23 protein-coding genes are annotated in these 24,179 nt (G+C 57.6%); 5 read left to right on the top strand and 18 right to left on the bottom strand.

What is annotated here, in order from left to right; genetic code table 11:
* Positions 1-3 precede the first annotated feature (3 nt).
* From AC1DFB_RS17775 to AC1DFB_RS17760, 4 genes are all read right to left on the bottom strand, one after another.
* Positions 4-2,181, bottom strand: a complete 2,178-nt coding sequence (locus tag AC1DFB_RS17775; protein WP_480921785.1) for a heavy metal translocating P-type ATPase — start codon at positions 2,179-2,181, stop codon at positions 4-6.
* A gap of 2 nt (positions 2,182-2,183) precedes the next feature.
* Entirely contained in the window at positions 2,184-2,642 is a 459-nt protein-coding gene (locus AC1DFB_RS17770) for a FixH family protein (RefSeq protein ID WP_170398607.1), read from the bottom strand.
* A gap of 2 nt (positions 2,643-2,644) precedes the next feature.
* Positions 2,645-4,072, bottom strand: a complete 1,428-nt coding sequence (ccoG, locus tag AC1DFB_RS17765; RefSeq protein WP_480921784.1) for a cytochrome c oxidase accessory protein CcoG — start codon at positions 4,070-4,072, stop codon at positions 2,645-2,647.
* Positions 4,073-4,183: 111 nt separating this feature from the next.
* Positions 4,184-5,062: a LysR family transcriptional regulator gene (locus tag AC1DFB_RS17760; RefSeq protein WP_480921783.1), complete on the bottom strand. Its 879-nt coding sequence runs from the start codon at positions 5,060-5,062 to the stop codon at positions 4,184-4,186.
* Positions 5,063-5,163: 101 nt separating this feature from the next.
* Here AC1DFB_RS17760 and AC1DFB_RS17755 point away from each other — a divergent pair, with 101 nt between their 5' ends.
* The gene (locus AC1DFB_RS17755) at positions 5,164-5,322 is read left to right on the top strand and encodes a hypothetical protein (protein WP_170398617.1); all 159 of its coding nucleotides are present in this window, start codon (positions 5,164-5,166) and stop codon (positions 5,320-5,322) included.
* Between the two features lie 151 nt (positions 5,323-5,473).
* Here the strand turns inward: AC1DFB_RS17755 and ccoP are convergent, their stop codons facing one another.
* Genes ccoP through ccoN form a run of 4 tightly spaced genes read right to left on the bottom strand, consistent with a single transcriptional unit; the run spans position 5,474 to position 8,908 of the window.
* Entirely contained in the window at positions 5,474-6,337 is an 864-nt protein-coding gene (ccoP, locus tag AC1DFB_RS17750; RefSeq protein WP_170398621.1) for a cytochrome-c oxidase, cbb3-type subunit III, read from the bottom strand.
* Positions 6,334-6,546, bottom strand: a complete 213-nt coding sequence (locus AC1DFB_RS17745; RefSeq protein WP_170398624.1) for a cbb3-type cytochrome c oxidase subunit 3 — start codon at positions 6,544-6,546, stop codon at positions 6,334-6,336. Before AC1DFB_RS17745 ends, ccoP begins: the two co-directional genes overlap by 4 nt.
* Positions 6,547-6,557: 11 nt before the next feature.
* Positions 6,558-7,286: a cytochrome-c oxidase, cbb3-type subunit II gene (ccoO, locus tag AC1DFB_RS17740; RefSeq protein WP_170398627.1), complete on the bottom strand. Its 729-nt coding sequence runs from the start codon at positions 7,284-7,286 to the stop codon at positions 6,558-6,560.
* A 14-nt stretch (positions 7,287-7,300) separates the two neighbouring features.
* Entirely contained in the window at positions 7,301-8,908 is a 1,608-nt protein-coding gene (ccoN, locus tag AC1DFB_RS17735) for a cytochrome-c oxidase, cbb3-type subunit I (RefSeq protein ID WP_170398630.1), read from the bottom strand.
* A 192-nt stretch (positions 8,909-9,100) separates the two neighbouring features.
* Between ccoN and AC1DFB_RS17730 the strand changes: the two genes are divergently transcribed.
* The gene (locus AC1DFB_RS17730; protein ID WP_170398633.1) at positions 9,101-9,940 is read left to right on the top strand and encodes a universal stress protein; all 840 of its coding nucleotides are present in this window, start codon (positions 9,101-9,103) and stop codon (positions 9,938-9,940) included.
* Between the two features lie 42 nt (positions 9,941-9,982).
* Here the strand turns inward: AC1DFB_RS17730 and AC1DFB_RS17725 are convergent, their stop codons facing one another.
* Both AC1DFB_RS17725 and fnrL read right to left on the bottom strand, forming a co-directional pair.
* Entirely contained in the window at positions 9,983-10,237 is a 255-nt protein-coding gene (locus AC1DFB_RS17725; RefSeq protein WP_170398637.1) for a GlsB/YeaQ/YmgE family stress response membrane protein, read from the bottom strand.
* Between the two features lie 39 nt (positions 10,238-10,276).
* A complete protein-coding gene (gene fnrL / locus AC1DFB_RS17720) occupies positions 10,277-11,020 on the bottom strand; it encodes a transcriptional regulator FnrL (protein ID WP_170406526.1) in 744 nt (247 codons plus the stop codon).
* A 61-nt stretch (positions 11,021-11,081) separates the two neighbouring features.
* Between fnrL and hemN the strand changes: the two genes are divergently transcribed.
* Complete coding sequence (hemN, locus tag AC1DFB_RS17715) at positions 11,082-12,437, top strand: oxygen-independent coproporphyrinogen III oxidase (protein ID WP_170406528.1); 1,356 nt, start codon at positions 11,082-11,084, stop codon at positions 12,435-12,437.
* Between the two features lie 213 nt (positions 12,438-12,650).
* Positions 12,651-14,576: an elongation factor G gene (locus tag AC1DFB_RS17710; RefSeq protein WP_480921782.1), complete on the top strand. Its 1,926-nt coding sequence runs from the start codon at positions 12,651-12,653 to the stop codon at positions 14,574-14,576.
* Positions 14,577-14,598: 22 nt separating this feature from the next.
* On the opposite strand, the gene AC1DFB_RS17705 is transcribed toward AC1DFB_RS17710, so the two are convergent.
* The 5 genes from AC1DFB_RS17705 to AC1DFB_RS17685 all read right to left on the bottom strand — a co-directional run bounded on the left by AC1DFB_RS17705 (position 14,599) and on the right by AC1DFB_RS17685 (position 20,970).
* Positions 14,599-16,176 carry an ABC transporter ATP-binding protein gene (locus AC1DFB_RS17705; protein ID WP_480921781.1) on the bottom strand — a complete coding sequence of 526 codons (1,578 nt, stop codon included), beginning with the start codon at positions 16,174-16,176 and terminating at the stop codon, positions 14,599-14,601.
* Positions 16,173-17,279, bottom strand: coding sequence for an ABC transporter permease (locus AC1DFB_RS17700; protein ID WP_170663194.1), 1,107 nt, complete (start codon positions 17,277-17,279; stop codon positions 16,173-16,175). Before AC1DFB_RS17700 ends, AC1DFB_RS17705 begins: the two co-directional genes overlap by 4 nt.
* Positions 17,280-18,374, bottom strand: coding sequence for a microcin C ABC transporter permease YejB (locus AC1DFB_RS17695; protein ID WP_480921780.1), 1,095 nt, complete (start codon positions 18,372-18,374; stop codon positions 17,280-17,282).
* Position 18,375: 1 nt separating this feature from the next.
* Positions 18,376-20,286, bottom strand: coding sequence for an extracellular solute-binding protein (locus AC1DFB_RS17690; protein ID WP_480921779.1), 1,911 nt, complete (start codon positions 20,284-20,286; stop codon positions 18,376-18,378).
* 174 nt (positions 20,287-20,460) lie between these two features.
* Positions 20,461-20,970: a c-type cytochrome gene (locus AC1DFB_RS17685; RefSeq protein WP_170398660.1), complete on the bottom strand. Its 510-nt coding sequence runs from the start codon at positions 20,968-20,970 to the stop codon at positions 20,461-20,463.
* Positions 20,971-21,091: 121 nt separating this feature from the next.
* Between AC1DFB_RS17685 and AC1DFB_RS17680 the strand changes: the two genes are divergently transcribed.
* Positions 21,092-21,925 carry a prephenate dehydratase gene (locus AC1DFB_RS17680; RefSeq protein WP_170398663.1) on the top strand — a complete coding sequence of 278 codons (834 nt, stop codon included), beginning with the start codon at positions 21,092-21,094 and terminating at the stop codon, positions 21,923-21,925.
* 116 nt (positions 21,926-22,041) lie between these two features.
* Here the strand turns inward: AC1DFB_RS17680 and AC1DFB_RS17675 are convergent, their stop codons facing one another.
* Genes AC1DFB_RS17675 through nudC form a run of 3 tightly spaced genes read right to left on the bottom strand, consistent with a single transcriptional unit; the run spans position 22,042 to position 24,044 of the window.
* The gene (locus tag AC1DFB_RS17675; RefSeq protein WP_170406540.1) at positions 22,042-22,539 is read right to left on the bottom strand and encodes a GNAT family N-acetyltransferase; all 498 of its coding nucleotides are present in this window, start codon (positions 22,537-22,539) and stop codon (positions 22,042-22,044) included.
* A gap of 14 nt (positions 22,540-22,553) precedes the next feature.
* On the bottom strand, positions 22,554-23,021 hold the full coding sequence (locus AC1DFB_RS17670) for an SRPBCC family protein (protein WP_480921778.1): 468 nt from the start codon (positions 23,019-23,021) through the stop codon (positions 22,554-22,556).
* Positions 23,022-23,060: 39 nt separating this feature from the next.
* Entirely contained in the window at positions 23,061-24,044 is a 984-nt protein-coding gene (nudC, locus tag AC1DFB_RS17665) for an NAD(+) diphosphatase (protein ID WP_480921777.1), read from the bottom strand.
* Positions 24,045-24,179 lie beyond the last annotated feature (135 nt).

Below are 24,179 nucleotides of genomic sequence, written 5' to 3'. Positions count from 1 at the left end.
GAGTTACCTCAGCCGCAAGGCGTTCAGCGAAACAGTAATCGACGAGGTCGACATCGCCAATGCCGCAATAAGGGGTGTCGCCAACCCGGCAACGGCCAGCGGGACCGCGATGATGTTATAGACAGTGGCGATCCGGAAATTCTCGCGAATCCGACGCGTCGCCCTGACGGCTGTATCGCAAGCCTCAGCGATCGGGGACAGATCATTGCCCAGTAGCACGATATCCGACGCCACCCGCGCGGCATCCAAGGCGCTGGCCGGAGAAATCGAGACATGCGCCGCCGCCAATGCCGCCGTATCGTTCAGCCCATCGCCGACCATCAGAACGTGCCGACCTTGATCACTCAGCTCCTGCACCTTGGCGGCTTTGTCTTGAGGCAAGGCCTGGGCGATCCAGTTCTCAATGCCAAGCTTGCCCGCCAAGGCCTGAACCGCGCCTTGCGTATCGCCCGAAATCAGGATGACGTCTTTGCCTGCCGCACGGAAAGCCGCGACCGCCTCGGCAGCGCCTGCGCGCAGACTGTCGGTAAAAGTAAAGCGCGATGGCGTCCGCGATCCGATTGCGAGCCAGGCTGCGGTCTGCTCACCATCTTCGCCGCCGACCCAGGCCGCTCGACCCAGCCGGACCTGCTGATCACGGTAAACGCCCTCAGTGCCATATCCCGGCACCTCAACAACATCGTGCAACTTGGCAGGCTTGATCCCGGCTTCACGCGCAGCCTTTGCAAGGGCAAGAGACAAGGGGTGCGAAGACGCTTCGGCCAATGCCAGAGCCACTTGCAAATCGCTACGCGAATGATCACCAAGGTTGGTCAACTCAGGCGCACCGGATGTGAGGGTTCCGGTCTTGTCGAACACCACCGTATCCACTTCGGCCAACCGTTCTAACGCGGTCGCGTGTTTGATCAGCATGCCACTGCGGAACAATCGGCCTGATGCTGCAGTGGTTACCGCCGGCACTGCCAAGCCCAGCGCGCAGGGACATGTGATGATCAAAACCGCCGCAGCGATATTCAGCGCCGTCCGGATATCGCCCGAATAAATATACCATCCTAAGAAGCTGAGCGCGGAGAGTATATGTACCCCCGGCGCATAAAGCTTGGCCGCCTTGTCTGCCAGCGAGGTATACCGTGACCGGCCCGATTCAGCGATGGCTACCAGATCCGCCATACGGTGCAGCGAGGTATCTTCCCCGACTGCCGTCGCACGGATGGTCAGAGGGCCGGTCAGGTTAACCTCACCTGCACTGACGTTCAGCCCGGCCTCGACAAAGACCGGGAGGGTTTCCCCGGTCAGCAGCGACCGGTCCAACTCGGACTGGCCCGAGATGATTTCGCCATCCACTGGCATGCGCCCTCCGGGGCGAACCAGAATCAGATCACCCACGTTAAGGCTCGCCACCGCCACTTCCGCTTCGGTCCCATCCACGAGCCGGATGGCGCGCGGGACCTCCAGCGCGGTTAGTTCTTCGGCAGCCGAACGTGCCGCGGCACGGGTGCGATAGTCCAAATACCTGCCCGCTAGCAGGAAGAATGTCAGGGTCAAAGCCGCGTCGAAATAAGCATGTTCACCGCTGAGTGCAGTTTCCCAAAGCGACGTGACCAGAGCCAGCAGTATCGCCAAAACAATCGGCACATCCATATTCAACCGGCGTACGCGCAGCGCGCTCCAGGCGTTGGAAAAGAAAGGCTGGGCCGAGAATGCGATTGCAGGCAGCGCAATCGCCGCCGATATCCAATGGAACATGTCGCGCGTCGCATCGGTGGCGCCGGACCAGACCGACACCGATAACAGCATCACGTTCATCGAAGCAAAACCCGCCACTGCCAACCGCATCAGCAGATCGCGCCCGGCCTTATCGGTTTGCGTAGCCGAAAGCGCACCCGGATCCAGTTCGTGGGCTTCAAAGCCAGCGCGCTCCAGCACCGGGATCAGATCGGCGGCGCGCGTATCCGGTGCCGCCTTGATCATCGCGCGTTTCAGCGTGAGATTGACCCGCGCGTCTTCAACGCCGGGATGGGCATTCAACTCACGCTCGACCGTAGAGATGCAGGCCGAGCAGTGGATGCCCGGCAGCGACAGCGCGATCTGCACATCCTCTGGGATTGGCCGCGCCGCTTCTGCCGGGGCTGCGATGCAGCCAGGACAGGCTGCCCGAGATGGGGTGGCTTGCGCAACCATCTCTAACCTTTCACATACAGGGGCACACGTTGCGCGAACTCGGCACCATCTTTTGCTTTGGCCACAAGGCGAATGTTCCAGTTCCCTTTGCCCAGGGCAGCCGGAGCGGCATAGGCGATGCCATCAAAAGTAAAGTCCGGCGAGAAGTCTTCCTTCACATGGGTGGCGCGCCCCACCACGGCCTGCAGATCTGCCACTTCAACAGGGGAACCGGTCTGATCGGTTATGTATAGCACCAGCAGCCCTCCGGTCAGCTCGGCCTTGATATTCCAACCCAAGGCCTGCTGTTCCTTCAAACGTTCATTGAACTCCTGGCTGGCTACATAAGAGTTCTTCACCTCAAGCCCCGGAAAGGTCTTGATTGCACTATAAGCCAAGACGAGGTTCACCGTGATGATCACGCCAAAGGCCGCGACAAATACCGCCAATGCGTGTTTGCCTGTGAATTGACGTTCTGCCATTCTCAGCTTCCTCGTCCGTTGAAACTGGTATCCTTGTAGGCCCGCTCACCACTTTCCAGATCTTCGACCCAGATGCGAACCGAGGTGCTGTCAGCCGCCGCAGGGGCAGTACCCTGCGGAGCGGTGATATAGACGCGGGTCAATTGTGCCGTATCTGCAGTGACATTAACAGTCTCGCCTTCAACACCTTCGATTTCAATCTGCAGCGATGGATCGCCCGCAATCGTCAGTTTGAATGGCCGATCCTCGCCATGTTTGTTGCGCAGGCGTACATCATAGGTGTTACGGATCGTGCCATCTGAAAGGGTAACGAAAGTCGGATTCCGCACCGGCGCAACCGTCAAATCGATATCCGAACGAATAAACAGCGCAAAGAGCAGTGCAAATCCGACCAGTGACCATAGCGCCGTGTACAGGATCGTGCGCGGACGCAGGATGTGTTTCCAAACGTTTTTGGGTGGCTGACCTTCGCGTTCGCGGGCCTCATCACTCAGCGCCATATAATCGATCAGACCACGGGGCTTGCCTATCTTGGCCATCATGTCATCGCAGGCGTCGATGCAAAGCGCACAGGTAATGCATTCCAGTTGCTGACCGTCTCGAATGTCGATCCCTACCGGGCAGACATTGACGCAAGCCATACAATCGATGCAATCGCCCAGCTCGCTGTCAGCCGTACGTTTGCCTTTGCCGCGTGGTTCACCCCGCCATTCGCGATATCCGACGACGAGGGTGTCCTCGTCCATCATCGCGGCCTGTATGCGCGGCCATGGGCAGGCATAGATGCAGATTTGTTCGCGTGCAAAGCCACCGAAGAAAAACGTGGTGCCGGTCAGAATCAGCATCGTCGTATAGGCCACTGGATGCGCGTTTCCGGTGACCAGATCACGCGCCAGAATTGGTGCATCCGCAAAATAGAAAACCCAGGCGCCACCAGTTGCGAGCCCGATGAAGAACCAAGCGACCCACTTGGTCAGGCGCAGCCGCGCCTTGCGGAAATCCAGCTTTTTCTGCCTGTGCAGACGCAGGCGCGCATTACGATCGCCCTCGATCCAGCGCTCTACAAGGATATACAGGTCCGTCCAAACCGTCTGCGGGCAGGCATACCCGCACCAGACCCGCCCAAGCGCCGAGGTGAACAGGAACAAACCCAAACCCGCCATGATCAGCAGCCCAGCGACAAAATAGAACTCGTGCGGCCAAATCTCGATCCAGAAGAAATAGAAGCGGCGGTTCGCCAGATCCAGAAGAACGGCCTGATCCGGAAGGCTTGGACCGCGATCCCACCTGATCCAAGGCATCACATAGTAAATGCCCAGCGTCACCGCCATGATGATCCATTTCAATTTGCGAAACGGGCCGGACACACGTCTCGGGAAAATCGGCTCTCTGGCGGCGTAGAGACTGGGGGTGGGATTGGAATCGCTCACAGGCTGGCTCCGCAACTGGCTATTCTGAGTGTGTGTTCTTCCAGATCACGAGGCAAGGGACTTTGACATGGGTCAAAACGCGCATCGTGCAGACACCTTTAGACGCGTGAATTACTGCTGGCTTCGCGCTTCGCGCCTCAGCCAGTTGATGAAGGTTTTCACGGATCGCCTAAGAGCTTGTTTTTGCGTAACTATATGATACCCGCGCGTATCCGGCTCGGCAAACAGTTCGACGATGCGGCCCGCTTTAATGTCCGCTTCGACGAATTGTCGCACAGTGACGGTGACCCCTTGCCCAGACCGCAAACCATCCAGCAGCAGGTTACCGGGAAGCTGCGTACGCCCCGCGCCGCGTTCGGGTCCGGCACCTCGCTCAGTCAGCCATTTTGTCCCCTCAGTCGTGCCAATTTCCTCAAGCCACGGCAACTGCGCAAGTTCTGCCGGGGACCAATCGGTCTTGTTACCCAATAGTGTGGGTGAGGCGACGATGACCATCGGCGTCTGCAACAACATCTCACACTCCACCCCTGGCCAACCGCCAGCGCCATAACGGATTGCCACATCCACCCCACCCGGTTGCAGCTCGACCACCTCAAAGGTTGGATCGAGGATCAGGTTTACGTCGGGATGCGTCGCGCGGAAACTCGGCAGTCGCGGCATCAGCCAAGATGCAGCGAAGGAAGACGTCAGCGACACATGAACCGGGCGGTCCTGAGCCGAGCGAGCCAGATCACCCACAGCAGCCTCGATCGCACCAAATCCAAGCTGCAGGGCACGGGCCAGATGCTCACCTTCCGCGGTAAGTGTCAGCGCTTTGCCCGTTCGGTCCAGCAGAGCCGCGCCCAGATGTTTCTCGAGCGCGCGAAGCTGCTGGCTGATTGCAGCGTGGCTAACATTGAGCGCAGCACCGGCCTCGACAACACTTCGCTTCTCAGCGAAGGCTGCAAAGGCCCTGAGAGAGGCCAACGGCGGCAGTGATAGCCAGTCCATATGTAAACCCTACTTACACATTGAAATGGTAATTGAGTCGCATTCGGCGTGCGAAAGGTCAATCTTAAAGCTCAGAAACAACTCTGCACAGGAGGGAAACCATGCTGACCGTATTCGCCAGATCTTTTTTGAACGCGACACGCATCAATACGCCTCACATCTACGATGCGCCAAAGCCGGGCCGTCGCAAGCGGCGCTGGCTGCCCGAACATCATTGGTGGAGAGAAAACCCGCGCGATGTAAATCTGAACGATCTTTGATACTGGTTTGAATGCCGTATCTGGACCGGCAGAGATTGCAGCCCTATTGTTTGAAAATCGGCACCGGCTGTTCTGGAAACGCGCGAACAGATGGAACAGCCGGTGCCTAGACCTTCGGGCGGGAGACCGCCCGGAGGTGTTCTTTTAACCCTTACTGACCGCCACCCAACTGGTGGACATAGGCCGTGACAGCGCGAATCTGCGCGTCGGTCAGGCGATTCTCCCACGGGGGCATCACACCAAAGCGGCTGTAGGTGACCGTCTCGGTCAGGGCCTCTTGGCTGCCGCCGTAAAGCCAGATCGCATCGGTCAGATTCGGCGCGCCCTGGGAAACGTCGCCTTTGCCGTCATCACCGTGGCAAGCCGCGCAATTGTCTTCGAACACAACCTTGCCTGCCTGCGCCGCCGCGTCATCGGTCTGGGCGTTAGTCAGGGACATGACGTATTGAACCACTTGCGTGATCTCATCCTTTTCGAGGATCTCACCAAAGGCCGGCATCTCGGAATAGCGCGCGTCGTCGCTTTCCTCGTTCCGGATGCCATAGGCGATGGTGTACTCGATATCCTCAAGCGAGCCGCCCCACAGCCAGGCATCATCCAGCAGGTTCGGGAAACCCGGCGCACCCTGCGCGCCCGATCCGTGGCACTGCGCACACCAGGTTCGGAACACAGCGCCACCAGAGTTAACTGCGTATTGTTGCAGCTCTGCGTCGGCCGAGATTTCTTCCAGCGGTGTTTCCACCAACTTGGCATTCCACGGCGCATTCGCTTCTTCGAACGCGACCATTTCCTGCTGCACCAGCTCGCGCGAGGACCAACCCAGCACACCGGCGGTTGCCGATTGAACCAAGGGCCATGCGGGGTACATGATCGTGTAGATCACGCCCCAAATGATGGTCGCGTAAAAGGTCCAAAGCCACCAGCGTGGCATCGGATTATCGAATTCCTCGATTCCGTCCCAGCTGTGACCCGTGGTGTTAGGATCGCCCGGCTGTTTTTCAGGTGTCTTACTCATTGCCGCGCCTCCTTGGATGTGGCGGGTTTGTCGTCGCCCCGACGGGGCGCTGGGGCATCAGCGTGCCGGAACGGGATGTTGGCGGTGTCCTTGTATTCCTTGCTGGCACCAGGGCGGAAAACCCAGATGATGATGCCAATAAAAAACGAGAACAGGAGCAGCAACATCCAGCTATCCGCGAACTGCCTTAGAATTGTGTATAGTTCCATCACACCCTCCTTTAACGGCTTGCGTCCGGGGTGAAGGTCGAGAAATCGACCAGCGTGCCCAGCATCTGGAGGTAAGCAACCAACGCATCCATTTCAGTCAGCTCGGGCTGACCGTCAAAGTTACGCACATTGACCTTGTCGCCATAGCGTTCCAACAATCCATCATAATCGCTGTCCGGATCGGCCTGCGCCCGAAAATCGGCCTGCGCCTGTTCAAGCATCTCGTCGGTATACGGGGTGCCGACCACGGCATTTGCCGCCATGATGTCACCGATATACTTGCCGTCTAGCTTACGATCCTCAAGGAAGCCGTATTTCGGCATCACCGATTCCGGCACCACCGATTGTGGATCGCGCAGGTGGTCCACCTGCCATTGATCCGAATACCGGCCACCGACGCGGGCAATATCCGGCCCGGTGCGTTTGGACCCCCATTGGAACGGATGATCATACATGGATTCAGCCGCCAGCGAGTAGTGGCCATAACGTTCAACCTCATCCCGCATCGGGCGGATCATCTGGCTGTGGCAAACATAGCAGCCTTCGCGCAGATAAACCTCACGCCCCGCCAGTTCGAGAGGGGTGTAAGGGCGCATGCCCTCCACCTTCTCGATGGTGTTCTCAAGATAGAACAGGGGCGCGATCTGTACGATGCCACCGATGGTCACGACCAGAAAGCTGAAGATCAGCAGGAGGGTCGCGTTGGTCTCGAGGATCTTGTGTTTGTCGAGAATTGCCATTGCTCCAGCCCTCCTTATTCAGCCGGGACCGCGACGGTCAGGCTGGCCTCTTTGGCCGGCGCTTTCCGTACAGTCATCCACAGGTTGTAGCACATGATCAGCGAGCCAGCGACGAACATCACGCCACCCAGCGCACGCACCACATACATCGGGAACTTCGCGGCAACGGTGTCAGCGAACGAATTCACCAAGAAGCCATTGGCGTCCACTTCACGCCACATCAGGCCTTCCATGATACCGGTGACCCACATCGACGCCGCGTAGAGAACGATGCCAATGGTGGCGAGCCAGAAGTGCCAGCTGACCAGCTGCAGCGAGTACAGGCGCTCACGCTTCCACAGAACAGGGACTAGGAAGTAAAGAGCACCAAAGGTGATCATACCGTTCCAGCCCAGCGCGCCCGAGTGTACGTGACCGATAGTCCAGTCGGTATAGTGGCTGAGGCTGTTCACAGCGCGGATCGACATCATCGGACCCTCGAACGTGGACATGCCGTAAAAGCCGACCGAAATCACCATCATCCGGATCACTGGGTCAGTGCGTAGTTTGTCCCATGCACCCGACAGGGTCATCAGACCGTTTATCATACCACCCCACGAAGGCATCCATAGGATCACCGAGAATACCATGCCAAGGGTCGAGGCCCAATCAGGCAGCGCGGTATAGTGCAGGTGGTGCGGGCCGGCCCAGATATACAGGAAGATCAGCGCCCAGAAGTGGATGATCGACAGCTTGTAGCTGAATACTGGACGCTCAGCCTGTTTCGGGATGAAGTAGTACATCATACCCAGGAAACCGGCAGTCAGGAAGAAGCCCACGGCGTTGTGGCCATACCACCACTGGATCATGGCATCCTGAACACCAGACCAGACGATGACCGATTTCGATCCCCAGATGCTGACCGGGATGGTCATGTTGTTGACCAGGTGCAGCATGGCGACAGTCACGATAAAGGCCAGATAGAACCAGTTTGCCACGTAGATGTGCGGCTCTTTCCGCTTGATGATCGTGCCCAGATAAACAGCCAGATAGGCAACCCAGACAACGGTCAGCCACAGGTCAACGTACCATTCAGGTTCGGCATATTCTTTCGACTGCGTTCCACCAAGTATATAACCGGTTGCCGCAAGCACGATGAACAGCTGATAGCCCCAGAACACGAACCATGCCAGGTTTCCACCCCAAAGTCGCGCAGCGCTGGTGCGCTGTACGACATAGAACGAAGTTGCGATCAACGCGTTACCGCCAAAGGCAAAGATAACCGCCGATGTATGTAACGGCCGCAGACGCCCGAAATTAAGATAGCCCTGCGCCCATTCGAAGTTCAGCGCCGGAAAGGCTAGCTGGAACGCAATAAAAGTCCCCGCCAGGAACCCGACTACCCCCCAGAATGCGGTTGCGATCACGCCGTAGCGGATCACGTCATCCATATACTCACCAGAGCGGTCGACGAGGATATCTGGCTCTTCCGTGTTTCTAAGCGTCCAGATGAACAGACCGCCGGCGATCAACATCACCAGAATTGCGTGCACCTGATACGCCAAATCCCGTGCGTAGTTAGAGCCGATGGCTGCGAACAGCACCACCAGCCCAAGCACGATCAGCTTGATGTAATTTGACATATTGCGTCCCTTTGCCATGCCTCGCGCGATTCTTCGTGTCACGCGAAACCTTTTTGACTGCATGCTGTAATGCAGCGAGGTCGCCTTTGACGCTTTGATCTGCATCAAGACAAGCCCCTGTTTTCTGTGAGAGGTATTTTGCAGAAACAGACACGCGCTGGCAACGGACAGCGCCGGAAACATGAGGTCGACATGGCATTTAAATCTCTTCTTACGGTCATGACGGAAACCAAGCTTTCTCAGAACGCACTGGCACAAATGGTGGCATTGGCAGAAGGGCAGGACGCCCATGTCGAAGCGTTGTGTCTTGGCGTCGATCGCAGTCAGACCGGTTATTATTATGCCGGTGCAAACGCTTTGATCCTGCAGGAGACCCTGAGCCGCGCCAATGCCGAGGCGGACGAGATACTCGCCTACGCTCAGGATTATCTGGGTAAGTCGGGCGTGCGCTGGTCCGCTGAAAACGGGGTAGCTCAGATCGCTGATCTCGGGCGACATGTCGCACGTCGCGCGCGCTTTTCGGATCTCGTGGTATTGCCGCGACCTTATGGAAAAGACCGCGACGCAGAAGCTGAACCCATCGTCGAGGCCGCCATGTTCGAAGGCCATTCGCCGGTGCTGTTAGTGCCCGATGATAACAAACCGATTTCGGCCCCTAAAACCGTCATGGTGGGCTGGAACGAAAGCGTCGAAGCGATGCGCGCCATCCGTCGCGCGTTGCCATTCTTGAAGCAGGCCGAACTCACACGGATTGTTGTGATTGATCCACCGCGTCATGGGCCGGATCGATCGGACCCGGGCGGTCTGCTATCTCAGATGCTGGCACGACATGGGGTGAAGTGCGAAATCGACGTGCTCAGCAAGACCATGACGCGCGTCTCAGACATCCTCAATCGCCACGCTGCCGATACCGAGGCCGATATGATCGTTATGGGGGCCTATGGCCATTCGCGCTTTCGCGAGGCCATTTTGGGCGGTGCGACCCGCAATATGCTGGAGCAATCAGAAATCCCCGTGTTTCTGGCTCACTGACGACGCCAACAAACGCAAAAGCCGCCCGTCTCTGGTGCGGCTTTATGTCTTGCGGATCAGGCCGATCAGGAACAGCAGGATCACCGCGCCGATAGTGGCAAAGAAGATCGAAGAGATGAGCCCTCCGCCAACCGCAAAGCCCAGGGCGGGAAAGATCGTGCCCGCCAGAAACGCACCGACAATCCCGACTATAATATTCCCGATCAGGCCGAACCCACGCCCTTCCATGATTTTTCCCGACAGCCAGCCAGCTATCGCGCCGATGAACAGCATGGCGAGTAAACCGCTAAATTCCATAAGGGACTCCCAATTGTTCGAGGGCGGCGGGCTGAGGCATCAGACCAGAAATCCGCCATCGGTATCGTCGCCCGCCTCTTCCATTAGGCGCCCCATATCGGGGATTGTTACATGGCGTTTACCTTCCAGAGTAATGACCTGATCTTTCTTCAAGGCGGAAATCTGCCGGCTGACAGTTTCCAGGGTCAGCCCAAGATAGTCGGCCATCGCCTCGCGCGTCAGTGGCAGGTCAAAGACAATCGGAGCTACCATTCCGGCTTGATGAATCGATGCGTCCCGGCGCGCGATGATCGAAAGCAGGCTGGCAATCTTTTCCCGCGCCGTCTTGCGCCCAAGCACCAGCATCCACTCACGGGCCGCATCCAATTCGTCCAGCGTCATTTCCAGCAGACGCTGCGAGATGTGCGGCGTTGTGATCATCATGTCTTCGAACGGCTTTTTGCGGAAACAGCACATCATCAGATCGGTGGTTGCAACCACGTCATAAGGCGCGTTGTCTCGTCCAGGGCGACCCACGAAATCACTAGGCAGCAGCAGGCCGACCATTTGCCTGCGCCCATCCTCCATCGTCTGTGTCAAAGACGCGATTCCCGACACGACCGAGCCGACAAAATTCATCGGATCGCCGGACCAGATGATCGTCTGCCCCGCCTCAAAGCTGCGGTAGTACTTGATGTTCTCAAGCTCTTCCAGCTCGTCCTTTTCGCAATGCGCGCACACCGCACGATGCCGGATCGGGCATTCTGCGCAATTGGTGTGGTCGAATTGGGCCTTGAGTGTCATTCGCGCTTCCATTTGATTTCGGTCAAAGTACCCTGGGCCCTCCAGCTATAGTCATATCTTTATGACACTGAAACCTCAACTGGCACGGCTTGGACTTTTTGACGCGAAAGTACCGCGTTACACAAGCTATCCCACCGCACCCCACTTCAGCAATGACGTTGGGGCCGATCTGTTTAGCGACTGGATTTCCGGGATTGCTCCGGGCAGTTCAATCTCGCTTTACATCCACGTACCCTTCTGCCGTCGGCTGTGCTGGTTTTGCGCCTGCCGGACACAAGGCACCCAGACTGATAACCCGGTCATTGCCTATGTCGACGTGCTAAAGGCCGAGCTGGACCTGCTGGCGGCACGCCTGCCAGAGGGTGTTAAATTGTCGCGGCTACACTGGGGCGGCGGTACGCCGACGCTGTTGAATGCAGACCTGATGCGGGATCTGGCCGCGCGAATCCTTGAGATTGTGCCTTTAGGCCCAGACGCCGAGTTTTCCGTCGAGATCGATCCGAATGAGATCGACGAAGCTCGGCTGGATGCACTGGCCGAAGCCGGGATGAACCGCGCATCGATCGGCGTTCAGGATTTTGACGACGAAATCCAGAAAACCATCGGTCGCATTCAAAGCTATGACACCACCCGCGAAGCTGCCGAGATGATCCGAGCGCGTGGTATATCCAGCCTGAATGCGGACATCCTTTATGGCCTGCCCCACCAGACCAAGGCACGCATGACCGAAAGTGTGCAAAAGCTGTTGTCGCTGAACCCTGACCGGGTCGCACTCTATGGCTACGCGCATGTGCCGTGGATGGCCAAGCGCCAGCAGTTGATTCCATCAGATGCCCTGCCCACACCGGAACAGCGACTGGAACTTTTTGAAACCGCCCGGCGACTGTTCCTATGGGACAATTATGCCGAGATCGGGATCGACCACTTTGCAACGCAGGACGATGGACTGACCCACGCGTTGCGCGCGGGTCGCCTAAAACGAAATTTCCAGGGCTATACAGACGATCAAGCTCCTATTCTGATTGGCTTGGGTGCCAGCTCGATCTCACGCTTCCCGCAAGGATATGCGCAGAACGCACCGGCAACCTCGGCTCATACGAAGGCCATACGCGAAGGGCGGTTCTCGACGTCGCGCGGGCATTTGTTCAAAGATCAGGATGTTCTACGGTCTCGTCTGATCGAAGCATTGATGTGCGATTTTCAGATCAACTCGGCCGAGATTCTGCGCGATTATGACATTTCAACTGCGGAACTGCAGCAAATGTACGCAACGGCAAACGCGGCCTTCGACGGGTTGCTACGCGTGGATGAAAACGGATTGTTCATACCGCCCGAAGCACGTGCGCTGACCCGCATGATCGCGCGCAGCTTTGACACGTATGATCTGAGTAAGGCTGGGCATAGTTCCGCGATCTGAACACTCTTCGGCAGGTCGTTTTTCGCGACCTTCCCTTACAAACCGGCACGGGGGCTTGACGCATGCCTTCGGTTTTCTCCACACTCAAGGGGTGGAGAGACCCACCTCTTCACAGCCTGAGGCAGGCAAACGCAGACAGTTCTTGCCGACGCGCATGCGTTCGACAGCCCTTTTCGTGCAGCCATACTGCAACCTGAAAGAGGGACAGCACTCATGCGCGTTTTCACCGTCCTCGGCCCCAGCCAATCGGGCAAATCCACCTTGGTCGAAGCGATCAGCCGCCTCGACGGGCGGCCCACCACATTCGATGTTGCCGGAACCGTGCATCTGCACGGTTTTTCTTATTTAAACGAACCGTGGTGCGCTGTGGACGTAGACGGAGGCGGCGATGCGCTGGCCTATGTCGGCCCGGCCATGGCGATCTCGGACGCAGCAGTTGTGGTTGTCCCACCTGACCCCGATGCTGCCGTTCTGTGTGCCCCGTATCTAAGGTTGGTCGAAGAGGCCGGCATTCCCTGTTTTTTATTCATCAACCGCATGGACAGCCCCAACGGTCGCATCCGCGACATCGTTGCTGCACTGCAGACCTATTGCACCCACCACATCGCTCTGCGGCAGGTGCCGATCCGGGACGGAGACACCATTATCGGCGCAGTCGATCTGATCTCAGAGCGCGCCTGGAAGTATCAGGAGGGGCAGCCCTCGGCCCTGATCGAGCTACCGCAATCAGCGGAAGACCGCGAACAGGAAGCACGCACCGAGTTGTTGGAGACCCTATCGGATTTCGATGACAATCTGCTGGAGCAACTGATCGAGGACAAACAGCCCCCCAGCGAGGAGGTCTACGAGCTGGCTGCACAGGTTTTGCAGAACCATCAGCTGATCCCGGCTTGTCTGGGTGCAGCGAGCCATGGCAACGGTCTGACCCGTTTGATGAAAGCACTGCGCCATGAAGCGCCGGAATTCAACATTGCAGCTGACCGGGATGAGGCCGAAGAAAACGCCCGTGCCATTGCCGGCTTTGCGGATGTGAAGAAGCATATCGGCAAGATCACCGTTTTGCGCGGTCTGGGCGACGGCGTGAAAGCACATGAATCCCTTGGTGGCGAAACTGTTGGAAATCTGACAACCTTGGACGCCAAGACACAGATCAGCGCGCTTGAAGCCGGACATGTTGGCCTTGCTGTCAAATCCGACCACCTTAATCCTGGCTTCATCTATGACAGCGCGGCGGCAACGCCGTTGCCGGAATGGGCCTCATCCCATCCTGCCGCGCATCGTCAGGTCGTATCACCTGCGCATGAGCGAGACGACGTGCGCCTGTCGAATGCGTTGACCCGACTGGTTGAGATCGACCCCGGCCTGCATCTGGAGCAAGACGAGCTGAGCGGTCATTCCATTCTGGGCTCACAAGGTCCGCAGCATATGCGGCGCGTGACCGCCAAACTCGCCGAGGATTTTGGCATCGAGATCGAGGCCGAGGTCGCCGGAACCGCCTATCGCGAAACCATTCGCACAAAGGTCGATCATCGCCATCGCCACCGCAAGCAATCCGGCGGTGCGGGGCAGTTTGCCGATGTGGTCATATCCATCGCTCCGCTGCCGCGCGGCTCGGGGTTCCAGTTCGAGGAAGTGGTGAAAGGTGGGGCCGTACCCCGGAATTACATTCCTTCGGTTGAACACGGGGCCAAAGACGCATTGATCGAAGGGCCTGAAGGCTTCCCAGTTGTGGACGTCAAGGTGACACTCAGCGACGGCAAACACCATAACGTGGACAGTTCCGACTATGCTTTCCGCACCGCTGGCAAGAATGCCGTGCGCGAAGCGCTACCCGAGGCGAAGCCCGTCGTCCTGCAACCTATCCTGAACGCCGAAATCCATCTGCCCTCAACCTTTGTCGGCGATCTTGTCCCGACGATCAGCTCGCTGCAGGGGCAGGTTCTTGGGTTTGAAGGCAACCCCAACGCTTCAGGCTGGGAAATCTTCAACGCGACCCTCCCCGCCGTGGCCGAGGATGAACTGCACCGCACACTTGCCAGTGCTACCCGCGGGACCGGTTGGGTCAAACTACAATTCGATCACTATGAAGAGCTGCGCGGCCCCGTTCCCGCGTCAGCCAAAAACAAGGAAATAGCCTGACATCAAAGGCGCGGGTTGCCTGTCAGCCCGCCGCCGCGATCAGTTCGCGGGTGTAGTCGGTCTGGGCGTGTTCGAACAAATCTTCAGCAGCGCCCATTTCGACCACATCACCGTTTCGCATGACGATTACGTTATGTGACATCGCGCGCACGACCTTCAGGTCGTGGCTGATAAACAGGTAGGCCAGCCCGTATTTTCTTTGCAGGTCACGCAGCAGGTCAACGATCTGCACCTGCACGGTCATGTCCAGCGCACTTGTAGGCTCGTCCAGAACCAGCAGCTTGGGCCGCAACACCATGGCGCGGGCGATGGCGATCCGCTGGCGTTGCCCGCCGGAAAACTCATGCGGATAGCGGTCCATCGCAGAGGGGTCCAATCCGACCTCGTTCATCACTTCGGCCACCAGATCGCGCGGGGCGCGATGAGGATCGACCTTATGGATGGCCAGCCCCTCGGCGATGATCTGCATGCAGGTCATCCGCGGGCTGAGGCTGCCGTACGGATCCTGAAATACGATCTGCATGTCCTTGCGCAATCGCCGCAACTCGCGCGTTGACCAGCGGCGCACATTCTGGTCGCGGAAAGTGATCCCGCCCTCGGACGCGATCAGACGCATGATCGCCAGCGCCAGCGTCGTCTTGCCCGAGCCGCTCTCCCCCACGATCCCAAGCGTTTCCCCGGCACGGACGCTGAGGGTCGCGTCGTTGACGGCCTTCACATAGCCTACGGTCCGTTTCAGGAAACCGCGCTGGATCGGGAACCAGACTTTCAGGTGATCGGTGCGGGCTACCTCTTCGGCATCCGGGGCCACCGGGTCGGGGTGCCCGGACGGCTCGGCCTCCAGAAGCTTGCGAGTATAGGGGTGTTGCGGGTTGTCGAAAATCTCCGTTGTCACTCCGGCTTCGACAATTTCACCGTCCTTCATCACGCAAACCCGGTCGGCGATGCGGCGGACGATGCCAAGGTCATGGGTGATGAACAACATCCCCATGTTCTCGGACTTTTGTAGTTCGGCCAGCAATTCGAGAATCTGTGCCTGAATGGTGACGTCCAGCGCCGTTGTCGGCTCATCCGCGATCAAAATGTCCGGCTTGTTCGCCAACGCCATCGCGATCATCACGCGTTGACGCTGCCCGCCGGACAACTGGTGCGGATAGCTGTCCAGCCGCTCCTCGGGGTCTCGGATGCCGACCTTGGTCAGCAGTTCTACAATCCGTTCCCGCGCCTCATCGCCGGTAACGCCCTGATGCAGAGCCAGCGATTCCGCCATCTGTTTCTGGATCGTGTGCAGCGGGTTGAGCGAGGTCATCGGCTCCTGAAAGATGAAACTAATGTCGTTGCCGCGCACGTCCATCAACCTGTCTTCGGACGCGCCGATCATCTCTTGCCCTTCATAAGTGACCGAGCCTTCGACAATTGCGCTATCACCCAGCAGCGACACAGTGCTCAACGCCGTCACGGATTTGCCCGAGCCGGATTCGCCCACCAAAGCCACCGTTTCACCCCGGTCGACGGTAAAGGACACGCCCTTGACTGCCGCACTCACCTGCCCGTCCTGCCGGAACGAGACCTTGAGGTTGTTCACATCCAAAAGGCTCATGAGAAGGTCTTTCTGGGATCAAACGCATCGCGGACGCCTTCAAAAATGAAGACCAACAGCGACAGCATGATGGCAAAGGTGAAGAAGGCAGTGAAGGCCAGCCACGGTGCCTGAAGGTTCTGTTTCGCCTGCAAAGTCAACTCTCCAAGCGACGGGGCAGAAGACGGCAAACCGAAGCCAAGGAAGTCCAGCGAAGCCAGCCCACCGATGGTTCCGGTCACGATGAACGGCATGAAGGTCAGCGTGGCGACCATCGCATTAGGCAGCATGTGGCGAAACATGATCGTCATGTTACCCACGCCCAGCGCCCGCGCGGCACGGACATACTCCAAATTTCGTGCCCGCAGGAATTCAGCGCGCACGACGCCCACCAATCCGGTCCAACTGAACAGGATCATCAGAATCACCAAGAGCCAGAAACTTCGCCCAAGAATCGCGAACATGATGATAATGACATAAAGCGAGGGTGTCGCCGACCAGATCTCGATAATACGTTGGAAGATCAGATCCAGCCAACCGCCAAAGAATCCCTGAATGGCCCCTGCAAAAATGCCGATCAGACTGGCCACGCCTGTGACGAGTAAAGTGAACAGGATCGACAGGCGGAAGCCATAGATGACACGAGCTAGCACATCTCGCTTGGTGTCGTCAGTGCCGAGCAGATTCTGACCATTAGGCGGCAGCGGTGCAGCGCCTGGGCGGTCCACGCTGGTGTTGAAGGAATACGGGATTGGAGGCCAGATGGCCCAGCCTCGCTCAAACCCATCCGCTTCGAACGTGCCCGCCTTGATTTCTTCGATGATACCTTCGGGGTCGTCGAAGCACTGATCCAATCCGCCGCTATCGATCAGGCACATGACCTCGGGGTCGCGATAGATCGCCTCGGTCTGGAAATCACCGCCGAACTCAGTCTCGGCGTAAAAGTTGAAGACTGGCGTGTAGATTTCACCCCGGTATTTTACCAGGATCGGTTTGTCGTTGGCGATGAACTCGGCAAACAGCGATAGGCCGAACAACACCGAGAAGATGATCAGCGACCAGAACGCCCTGCCATTGCGCCGGAAGTTGCGCCAACGGCGCTGATTGAGAGGGGAGAGTGCCATTTACCCCTCCCGCTTTTCGAAATCGATACGTGGGTCAACGAGCACATACATCAGATCGCTGATAATGCCGACGACCAGCCCCATCAGGCCAAATATGAAAAGCGTACCAAAAATCACCGGATAGTCGCGCGCCACTGCGGCCTCAAAGCCCAGACGCCCAAGACCATCGAGCGAGAAAATGGTTTCGATGATGATCGATCCACCGAAGAACACACCAATGAATACAGCAGGGAAACCTGCAATCACGATCAGCATCGCGTTGCGGAAGACATGACCATACAGCACCTTGCTTTCACTCAAACCCTTGGCGCGAGCGGTCATCACGTACTGCTTCTTGATCTCATCCAGAAACGAGTTCTTGGTCAGCAGCGTCAGCGTCGCAAAGGCCGAGATGGTCAGCGCGATTATCGGCAAAGCGATGTGCCAGAAATAGTCAGTAATCTTTCCAAACAGGCTGAGGGTGTCCCAGTTGTCCGAGGTCAAACCCCGTAGCGGGAAAATCTGCCAGTAAGAGCCACCGGCGAACAACACCAGCAGCAGAATGGCAAACAGGAAACCGGGGATAGCATAGGCCACGATGATCGCACCGCTGGTCCAAGTATCAAAGCTCGACCCGTCCTTGATCGCCTTGCGGATACCTAGCGGGATCGAGACCAGATAGGCGATCAGCGTCGACCACAGACCCAGCGAAATAGACACCGGCATCTTTTCCAGCACCAGATCAATCACACTGATCGAGCGGAAATAGCTCTCGCCAAAATCCAGCGTCAGGTAGTTGCCCATCATGCCCAGAAAGCGTTCCAGTGGCGGTTTGTCGAAGCCAAACTCTTTTTCCAGTTCAGCGATGAATTCGGGCGGAAGGCCACGCGCACCGACGTATTTGTCATCAAAGGCACCACCTGCGGGCTCGGCCCCAGCTCCGGCATCGCCTCCACCAGCGAACCCAGCAAAGACGTCGCCCTGCCCTTCGATCTGCGCGATGATCTGTTCAATGGGACCACCGGGCACGAACTGCACCAGCGTGAAGTTGACGATCATGATGCCCAGAAGGGTCGGAATGACCAGCAACAGGCGTCTTAGGATATAGGCGCCCATGTTATCGCAGCGCGCCTTTGGCTTTCAGGTCAGCCTCTTTCTCGGGGTTGATCCACCACAGATCGAGATACCCAAGCGAGAATGGAGGCAGGTTTTCAGGGTATTCGTACATGTCGTAATAAGCCGTCCAGTAATCCGCCACATACCCATCGGGAATGACGAAGAACTCATAACGCAAGACACGATCCAACGCCATCAGCGCAGCATCCTGTTCTGCCTGATTTGTCGTGTCGAATGACGCTTCGATCACAGCGTCAACAAGCGGGCTGGCAAGACCGGCAGGGTTGAACAAGCTGAACGCGGCTTCTTCCGATCCGTACATCTGACTGAGACCCCCGCCGGTCGACAGGAACGAGCCGTAGCGGTTCGAATATACCATATCATAATCACGCTCACGCCGCCGCAGGGTGAATTGAGAAGGATCTACCTTCTCTGCCGAAGCATCCACACCGATCGACTGCAGGTTCTGCACATAGGTCTCGATCATGGTGGCGGTCGAGGTTGGAATGCTCGACGCATACGGAATATTGACCTTCAGCGTCTGCCCATCGGCATTGCGGCGCAGATTGCCGTCGCCGACGGGCCAACCAGCCTCGTCCAGCAGTTTCGAGGCTTGCCGCAAATTGCGACGGTCGTTCAACCGAGCTGGATTGGATTCGTGGACGACAAGCGCAGGCTCGCTGAACACCTCGGCCGGAACCACGTCACCCAGCGTTTCCAGAAACGCCAGTTCGGCACCCTCCGGCACGCCTGTCGCTTCAAGATGTGTCCCCTGCACAAATGAACTGCGCGGTGCGTTCAGACCGAACATCAGCGATTCATTTGCCCATTCGAAATTGAACGCCAGCGCCAGCGCTTTACGCACATTCTTGTCGGCAAATTGAGGCTTGCCCAGATTGAAAACGAAACCCGACGGCGTCGGTGGGCTACCATCCACGATCTCGTCCTGCACGACAAACCCTTCGCTGAGTTTCGGGAAATCGTAACTAGAGGCCCAGAGCTTGGGGTCACTTTCGATACGCATCGTGTATTCGCCCGCCTTGAACCCTTCGAAGGCGGCGGTTTGATCCGCGAAATACTCGATCCGGATAGTGTCGTAATTGTTGCGGCCTATGTTGATCGGCAGATCCTTGCCCCAATAATCGTCGCGACGCTTGTAGACGATACGACGGTTGATGTCATAGCTGTCCAGTTTGTAAGGACCTGAACCAACGGCGACCTCCAGCCGCGGTTCGTCCAGACGACGGCTTTCATCGGCCTCGAACCAGGCTTTTGAAAATACCGGGGTCGACCCGACGGTTTCGATCAACCCGCGCCGGGTGACATCCGGACTAAAAGTAAATTTTACAGTGTGGTCATCCAGAGCTTCAGCCCCTGTAACCATGCGCCCGACGGCCTGCGCATAAGACGGCAAACCCTGCTCAATGAACAAACGATGACTATAGACGACGTCTTCGGCAGTCACCGGGGTGCCATCCCAGAACATAGCTTCGGGGCGCAGATTGAAGATCACATAATTGCGCCCTTCGTCATATTCCATACTTTCCGCAACAACCCCATAATACTGCCCGACACTGTCCGCGGTGCTTTCGATCAGCGGGTCATATTGAAGCGTAGTCAAAGCGCCTGCCCGCCCCTTGCGCGAATAAGGGTTCAGGGAATCAAACGTACCTGAGCCCGCCAAAGACAGCTCTCCGCCCTTTGGTGCGTCTGGGTTGACGTAGTTCAAGTACGGATAGTCGGCCGGATAATCCAGATTGCCGAAATAGGAATACCCGTGGCTGCGCGTGACGCCCTCTTCATTGGCACGGGCAGGATCGCTGCTGCCCAGAACCAATGTCGCCAAAATCCCCAAAGCCGCAGCCCAAGCGTAAATTCCGGTAAAGCGCATCTGGGGCAGAAGGGGTTTCATCAGGCTCGTCCTCTGAATTTCTGTCATCTTCATTGTCGTGCCCGCCAGCTAAAGGTCCAGCACTGTCAGTTGCAAGTTTAGAATGCGTGAACGCTTTGTGAAGTTCTTCTCAGACAAAAAATAAAGCCGCTGCGCAAGGCAGCGGCTTTCAATCCTGCAAATCTGACCAACAGATCAGTTGCCGATGGTCTGCAGATACGCAATCAGATCGGCGCGTTCTTGTGGTTTTTTCAGGCCAGCAAAGCTCATCGAAGTGCCCGAGATATAGGCGCTTGGGCGTTCTAGGAACGCGTCCAGGGCTTCGGGTGTCCAGTTGCCACCATGCGCCTGCATCGAGGCCGAATAACCGGTAAAGCCTTTAGCTGAGGCAACCGGGCGATCTACGACACCATAAAGGTAAGGACCTGTACCATTGGCGCCGTCTTCCAGTTTGTGGCAAGCGGTGCACTTGCGGAATACGCGCGCGCCTTTTTCCGGATCGGCTGCAGCCAACATATCTTCAAAGACTACTTCTTCGCCGTCCGCGCTTTCGCCCGAGCTTTCGGTTTCGATAATGTAAGCAGCTTCGGCAAGATGGCTGTCAGAGCTATAGAGGACATCCGCCCCCCATTTTGCCAGAAGCAACACCAGGAAGGTGCCAAACAAGCCGGCTGCGGCTTTGGTAACTGTCATCGTGTCGAACATTTTGATCGCGTGTCCATTTCAGCTGTCTGCGGGGTGTCTAAGGCTTCCCCTGAGAAGACGCAAGGTATAGACACCGCGACTAAACGCCCAATTCAAGAACTTGTTGCACGGAAACGACCAAATGACCAATCGCATAGCATTTCAGGGAGAACCCGGCGCATACAGTCACGAAGCCTGCCGGAACGCGCGACCGGATATGGACGCCCTGCCCTGCCGCACTTTCGAAGATGTGATCGAATCAGTGCGCTCAGGTGAGGCTGATCTGGCCATGCTACCGGTGGAAAATACCACCTATGGTCGTGTGGCCGATATTCACCGCCTGCTTCCGCATAGCGGGCTGCACATCATCGACGAAGCATTTGTGCGCGTGCACATCAACCTGTTGGGCGTACCGGGCGCGACTCTGGAGGATATCACTGAGGCGCATTCCCACCTCGTCTTGCTACCACAATGCGCAGGTTTCCTGAAGCAACACGGAATTCGTGGCAGGGTCAGCCCGGATAATGCTCGTGCCGCACGCGAGGTCGCCGAGATCGGCGACAAACACTCCGCAGCGTTAGCCAGTGAGCTGGCAGGTGAGATTTACGGCCTCAACGTTTTGGCCCGTCACATTGAGGATCAGGGCGACAACACGACCCGTTTTCTGGTGATGTCTCGTGAGGCCGATGAATCGCGCCGTGGTGATCACGGCATGATCACAAGTTTTGTCTTTCAGGTGCGTAACATCCCGGCAGCGCTGTACAAAGCGATGGGCGGATTTGCCACCAACGGAATCAACATGACCAAGCTGGAAAGCTATATGGTCGACGGGTCCTTCACCGCGACCCAGTTCTATGCCGATATCGTGGGTCATCCAGGCGATCGAAATGTGCAACTGGCGATGGATGAGCTTGAGCATTTTACCACCAACGTAGAGGTCCTCGGCGTTTATCCGGCGGCGCAACCTCGTGGTTAGTGCAGGCAATCGGCTCGCCCCTTCAAAGGAACGGCCTAGATAGGCGGGGCAGCTACGCTTGCAGCTTAGAACGGTAGCTAGAGTCCTTCGGTGCGACATCCTGAAAGTGCGGCGGACTACGGGTTGGTCACTCCGGTCCCCATGCGAAAGACCTTGCATATCGCGCCATCCATCTGCCGGTACTCTCTGAATCCCATCGCCTCATAATAGCCAAGGCCGTCGGAATTATTGGCCCCGATCGTAGCATCGATAGCGGGCAATCCCTGCTGCCTAGCGGCTTGAAGAGAACGTTTGAACAACGCCCGACCGATACCACATCGCGCAGCGGACGGTTTGATATGCGTCCCAATGATGCCCCACCCGACCGCAACGCCATACGGGTTGTTTCGGGTGGCAAGCTTCAACGACTGGAAACCCAGTATCTGTCCGTCCGGCGCAACGGCAAGGCTACACTGAATCCGCTCAGGGTCGCAGATGTAATGCGTCAGTGCAAAGGCGCTGTCGGCGGGCTTGGTCCGCTTTCCAGCCGCTACAAGCGCTGTTAGCACACCGGACAAGCCATCCGCATCGGCTTCGACAGCGTCGCGTATGATCGGTCTCGTTAAAGTGCTCATCTACTTCTCGGTTGTCAGACACCATGGAGGTGTCGTCCCTCCATATCGCGCGCGAATTCGCTGAGACGGGTCTGGAACTGCCGCCTGAATCGGGATTGCCCTAACTTCAGGGATTGAAGCAATAGGCGGGCGGGCAGCGTTTTCGCACCCAGCGATGTTTCAACGCGCAGCCGTGTCCGACGTTGGGAAAGCGCCAAAAGCTCGATCACCGTGTCGCCGTTCATTCCCTTGCTGCTGGACTGGAACCGCATCAAGGACGGGCGGTCGCATTCAGTCATCTCGATAATGATATGACGTGGCTTGCCACGTATCTTGAATTCGGTCTCCCAGGTTATTCCGGCCTGCGGCACAACCGACCCCGTGACCCGACGCACATCAACCCCGCGCCGCAAGGCTTTGCGTTCGAAGCGTTCAAAATCCGAGACCATGGTGAAGACCGTCTCGATTGGGACATCGATATCTTCCTGCGCTGAAAACTGCATGTTTGCTTTTCTCTGCCCTAGATTGGGTTCAGTTTCTCGTCAGTCCAACGTGTCTGCAAGCCAGTGTTGCAACAAAAAGTGCGCAATCGCACCTTTTCGGGCAGGCAACAGCTTAGGGTGATCCCCAGCGAAGGCCTGCATCATCTCGGTCCGTGTGACCCAGATCGCATCCTCGATCTCGACCGGATCGATCTGGATATCGCGCGATAACGCCTCGCCTGCGCATCCAAACATCAAGGATGCGGGAAAGGGCCAGGGTTGGCTTGCGAGATAGCTCACCGCACCCACGGGCACGCCCGCCTCTTCCATCACTTCGCGCCGCACAGCAGCTTCCAGCGTTTCACCGGGCTCAACAAAACCAGCCAAAAGCGAATACATGCCTTCAGGCCAGCCCGGAGAGCGCCCCATCAGCACCGAATTGCCATGGGTAATCAACATGATGACCACAGGATCGGTGCGCGGGAAATGCTGGCCGCCGCAGGCCGGGCAACTGCGCTGCCATCCACCCTGAGACATCTCGCTGCGGGCACCACATCGGGCACAGAATTGATGCGTTTCGTGCCAGCCGATCACCGCCTTGGCGGTTGCCGCAATCTCTGCGTCTCGTGGGTTGAGGCGTGTCATGATGCGGCGCAGTTCGGCAAAAACATACCCCTCGGGCAGGTCAGGGTGCTGCTGTTCGCTGCGGTCGACAAAATCTCCGACACCGGACAAATCCAGCCCTTCAGCCGCCCAGCCCGAGATGTCCATGGCAAACAGCGGCGATCCATCCTCGAATTTTCCAAGGAAAATCGGTTGCTCGATCACACCGCCCGCTCCCTGTTCGAGAATCTTGTGCTTCATCGGAAGCCGGACGAGCCGGTCCAGTGCCTCGCCCTCAACCAACAGTTTGCCGCGCCACAGCAACACACATGTTGCCAAAGGGTCACGATAAACCTGTGCCAGTTTGTCCGCGTCGCCGCGCAGCAAACCCGCCCGATCCAGTGCCGAGCCGCCAAATGTCACCTGTTCTGCGCGTTTCATGCCTGCCGTTCCTGACTGCCGCGCAAAGGGCTGCCACGTCTTACCTGATCGTGCAACGGGTATCGACCAAACATTTTTCGACCCTGCCGCGGAATAACCGCGGCATCGCCCCGGAAATTGCATTAAATCGACCTC

Source organism: Ruegeria sp. S84 (genome assembly GCF_056583445.1).
Note: the sequence above shows the minus strand (reverse complement) of the source record. Positions and strands in the feature narration are given on the sequence as shown.

Excerpts from the sequence above, each read along its gene's own strand:
- AC1DFB_RS17775 (WP_480921785.1), bottom strand. The coding sequence starts at position 2,181 with ATGGTTGCGCAAGCCACCCCATCTCGGGCAGCCTGTCCTGGCTGCATC.
- AC1DFB_RS17770 (WP_170398607.1), bottom strand. The coding sequence starts at position 2,642 with ATGGCAGAACGTCAATTCACAGGCAAACACGCATTGGCGGTATTTGTC.
- AC1DFB_RS17760 (WP_480921783.1), bottom strand. The coding sequence starts at position 5,062 with ATGGACTGGCTATCACTGCCGCCGTTGGCCTCTCTCAGGGCCTTTGCA.
- AC1DFB_RS17755 (WP_170398617.1), top strand. The coding sequence starts at position 5,164 with ATGCTGACCGTATTCGCCAGATCTTTTTTGAACGCGACACGCATCAAT.
- ccoP (WP_170398621.1), bottom strand. The coding sequence starts at position 6,337 with ATGAGTAAGACACCTGAAAAACAGCCGGGCGATCCTAACACCACGGGT.
- AC1DFB_RS17745 (WP_170398624.1), bottom strand. The coding sequence starts at position 6,546 with ATGGAACTATACACAATTCTAAGGCAGTTCGCGGATAGCTGGATGTTG.
- ccoO (WP_170398627.1), bottom strand. The coding sequence starts at position 7,286 with ATGGCAATTCTCGACAAACACAAGATCCTCGAGACCAACGCGACCCTC.
- ccoN (WP_170398630.1), bottom strand. The coding sequence starts at position 8,908 with ATGTCAAATTACATCAAGCTGATCGTGCTTGGGCTGGTGGTGCTGTTC.
- AC1DFB_RS17730 (WP_170398633.1), top strand. The coding sequence starts at position 9,101 with ATGGCATTTAAATCTCTTCTTACGGTCATGACGGAAACCAAGCTTTCT.
- AC1DFB_RS17725 (WP_170398637.1), bottom strand. The coding sequence starts at position 10,237 with ATGGAATTTAGCGGTTTACTCGCCATGCTGTTCATCGGCGCGATAGCT.
- fnrL (WP_170406526.1), bottom strand. The coding sequence starts at position 11,020 with ATGACACTCAAGGCCCAATTCGACCACACCAATTGCGCAGAATGCCCG.
- hemN (WP_170406528.1), top strand. The coding sequence starts at position 11,082 with ATGACACTGAAACCTCAACTGGCACGGCTTGGACTTTTTGACGCGAAA.
- AC1DFB_RS17710 (WP_480921782.1), top strand. The coding sequence starts at position 12,651 with ATGCGCGTTTTCACCGTCCTCGGCCCCAGCCAATCGGGCAAATCCACC.
- AC1DFB_RS17705 (WP_480921781.1), bottom strand. The coding sequence starts at position 16,176 with ATGAGCCTTTTGGATGTGAACAACCTCAAGGTCTCGTTCCGGCAGGAC.
- AC1DFB_RS17700 (WP_170663194.1), bottom strand. The coding sequence starts at position 17,279 with ATGGCACTCTCCCCTCTCAATCAGCGCCGTTGGCGCAACTTCCGGCGC.
- AC1DFB_RS17695 (WP_480921780.1), bottom strand. The coding sequence starts at position 18,374 with ATGGGCGCCTATATCCTAAGACGCCTGTTGCTGGTCATTCCGACCCTT.
- AC1DFB_RS17690 (WP_480921779.1), bottom strand. The coding sequence starts at position 20,286 with ATGAAACCCCTTCTGCCCCAGATGCGCTTTACCGGAATTTACGCTTGG.
- AC1DFB_RS17685 (WP_170398660.1), bottom strand. The coding sequence starts at position 20,970 with ATGTTCGACACGATGACAGTTACCAAAGCCGCAGCCGGCTTGTTTGGC.
- AC1DFB_RS17680 (WP_170398663.1), top strand. The coding sequence starts at position 21,092 with ATGACCAATCGCATAGCATTTCAGGGAGAACCCGGCGCATACAGTCAC.
- AC1DFB_RS17675 (WP_170406540.1), bottom strand. The coding sequence starts at position 22,539 with ATGAGCACTTTAACGAGACCGATCATACGCGACGCTGTCGAAGCCGAT.
- AC1DFB_RS17670 (WP_480921778.1), bottom strand. The coding sequence starts at position 23,021 with ATGCAGTTTTCAGCGCAGGAAGATATCGATGTCCCAATCGAGACGGTC.
- nudC (WP_480921777.1), bottom strand. The coding sequence starts at position 24,044 with ATGAAACGCGCAGAACAGGTGACATTTGGCGGCTCGGCACTGGATCGG.